Below are 2,339 nucleotides of genomic sequence, written 5' to 3'. Positions count from 1 at the left end.
CCATGTCCAGTCCGACGACGCGAGAGGTRTCAACGTCCATGGTCGGCACGGGGGTCGCCTGGTCGGTATCAAAGAGCAGCGAGGCGTAGTGCTTGCCGGTGACCGTGCGCGACAGCGTGATGCTCTTGAGCTTGCCGTCAACAGGCCGGTGAACTTTGGCCTTGATCGGCCCCAGTTTGGGCACCTTGATCCAGTTGTCGCCGGCCTTGACGCCGACGCAGTGATAGCTGGACTGCTTGCCCCGCTTGCTCTTGAAGCGCGGATAGCCGGCCTTCTGCTTGGGGTCGAAGAAGCGCTGGAAGGCATGATCAAGGTTGATGCAAGACTGCTGGAGCGCCATGGAATCCGCCCCTTTCAGCCAGCCGTACTTGCGCGATTTCTTGGCCACCGGCAGCAGCTTCTTGATGTCGTGCTTGGCGCTCAGCGACTGCCCGTGACGCTTGTAGCGATGCGACATGATGCGAAGGCCGGTGTTGTAGCAGAAACGTACCGCACCGAACTGGCGGTTCAGGAACTCCGCCTGCTCGGTCGTGGGATAGATGCGTACCTTGGTGGCCTTCAGCATGTCAGTGCTCACTGCTATAATAGCCAGAGATTAAGGACTATAACGAGGAATGTAAAGTGAGTGTGTATGAAAGTTATCGGCGAGGGCGGCATAGCGTCACTCGGCTAGTCGTCCACCTTTTTACGACGAAGTATCGGCGCAAAGTGTTCGACGGCTACATGATAGGGCAGCTCCGAGAGGCATTTGAATCAGCTTGCGAAAAACTCGACTGCCGCATCCTTGAGTTCGATGGTGAAGAAGACCATGTTCACCTGCTCGTGGAATATCCGCCGAGGCTGTCGATCAGTGTGCTGGTCAACAATTTGAAATCCACGTCGTCCCGACGGGTGCGGTTCTTGAATGCCCATATTCCGCGCCTCAGCAAGAGCGCCGTGCTGTGGTCGAGATCGTATTTCGCTTGTAGCGCAGGCGGAGCCACTATCGAGACGCTCAAGGCTTATGTGCAGGGACAGAAGACACCAGAATAGGGCCGCTTGTGCGGCCCCCGCTTACCTCCCCGCCCGAGTGGGCGAGGGTTCACGCGGGTTGTTGCTGAGCTGGTTGGAATAGCCGGTAAAACAGTTGATTCCCAAAATGGGAGAACCTACAATATCCCGAAATGGGAGAGCTTATGCGGGTAATAGCCAAAAGTACGCTTCGCAAGTTTTGGGAGACGTCCACCTATCAGGATGCGCAAGGCCCGCTAGCAGCCTGTCGGACTTTCCGTTGCACCGTGAGATACTGACCACCGTCATCGCCGAGCTGAGAAGATCGCCATGAGCCGCTTCATCCCTGTGGATCGCCAGACCGATTACCTGCTGCCGCCTTCGGTAGACGAGTGGTTGCCCGATGGTCACCTGGCGCGGTTCGTTGTCGATGTTGTCGAACAACTGGACCTCTCGACGTTGACCCGGCGTTACATGGGGCGGGGTTCCAAGGCACATCACCCGGCGGTGCTACTGAGCCTGCTGATCTACGGCTACGCCACCGGGGTGGTCTCCAGCCGCAAGATCGAGCGTGCCACCTATGACTCGGTGGCGTTCCGCTACCTGGCCGCCAATACCCATCCCGACCATGACACGCTGGCCACCTTTCGCCGCCGCTTTCTGCCGGAACTGGAACAGTTGTTCGTACAGGTGCTGCTGCTGGCCCGCGAGATGAAGCTGCTCAAGCTTGGCACCATCGCCCTGGACGGCACCAAGCTCAAGGCCAACGCCAGCAAGCACAAGGCGTTGTCGTATGGCCATGCCAAGAAGCTGGAGGCACAGTTCAGGGCAGAGGTGAAAGCGCTGACCGAGCGGGCCGAGTCGGCGGACAAGGAGGACGCGGCCGACGGCATGGATATCCCCGCCGAGATTGCCCGCCGTGAAGCCCGCCTGGCGGCCATCGCTGAGGCGAAGGCCAAGATCGAGGCGCGCGCCGAGGAGCGGGACGCCACCGAGCAAGCCGCCTATCAGGAAAAGGTGGCGCGGCGGGAGGCGCAGCGCAAGGCCGGCAAGAAGCCCCGTGGGCGTGACCCCGAACCGCCCACTGGTGGCCCGCGTGACAAGGATCAGATCAATTTCACCGACCCGCAGTCGCGCATCATGCCGGTCACCGGCAAGGGGTTTGATCAGTGCTACAACGCCCAAGCCGCGGTTGATACCGAGAGTCTGCTGGTGACCCATGTCCACGTCACGCAGGCGACCAATGACAAGCAGCAAGTCATGCCGCTACTGACGGCCTGGCAAGGTTACCCGGAAACGCTGGGAAAACCTGACCACCTGCTGGGTGATACCGGCTACTTCAGTGCCAG

At 60.0% G+C, this 2,339-nt stretch carries 3 protein-coding genes; 2 read left to right on the top strand and 1 reads right to left on the bottom strand.

Annotation, left to right across the window (positions count from 1 at the left end; genetic code table 11):
• Positions 1 to 565: RNA-guided endonuclease TnpB family protein (locus A3220_RS16550; RefSeq protein ID WP_164834411.1), on the bottom strand; the 565-nt coding region annotated here is incomplete at its 3' end.
• A 56-nt stretch (positions 566 to 621) separates the two neighbouring features.
• Here A3220_RS16550 and tnpA point away from each other — a divergent pair.
• The gene (gene tnpA / locus A3220_RS16545) at positions 622 to 1,032 is read left to right on the top strand and encodes an IS200/IS605 family transposase (protein ID WP_084812817.1); all 411 of its coding nucleotides are present in this window, start codon (positions 622 to 624) and stop codon (positions 1,030 to 1,032) included.
• Between the two features lie 288 nt (positions 1,033 to 1,320).
• Positions 1,321 to 2,339, top strand: a 1,019-nt coding sequence (locus A3220_RS16540) for an IS1182 family transposase (RefSeq protein WP_062376040.1), incomplete at its 3' end; no start/stop codon positions are given.

The organism is Halomonas sp. KX33721 (assembly GCF_001596805.1).
Lineage (GTDB): Bacteria > Pseudomonadota > Gammaproteobacteria > Pseudomonadales > Halomonadaceae > Vreelandella > Vreelandella aquamarina.
The sequence above is the reverse complement of the archived record's forward strand: the minus strand, read 5'-3'. Positions and strand labels throughout refer to the sequence as shown.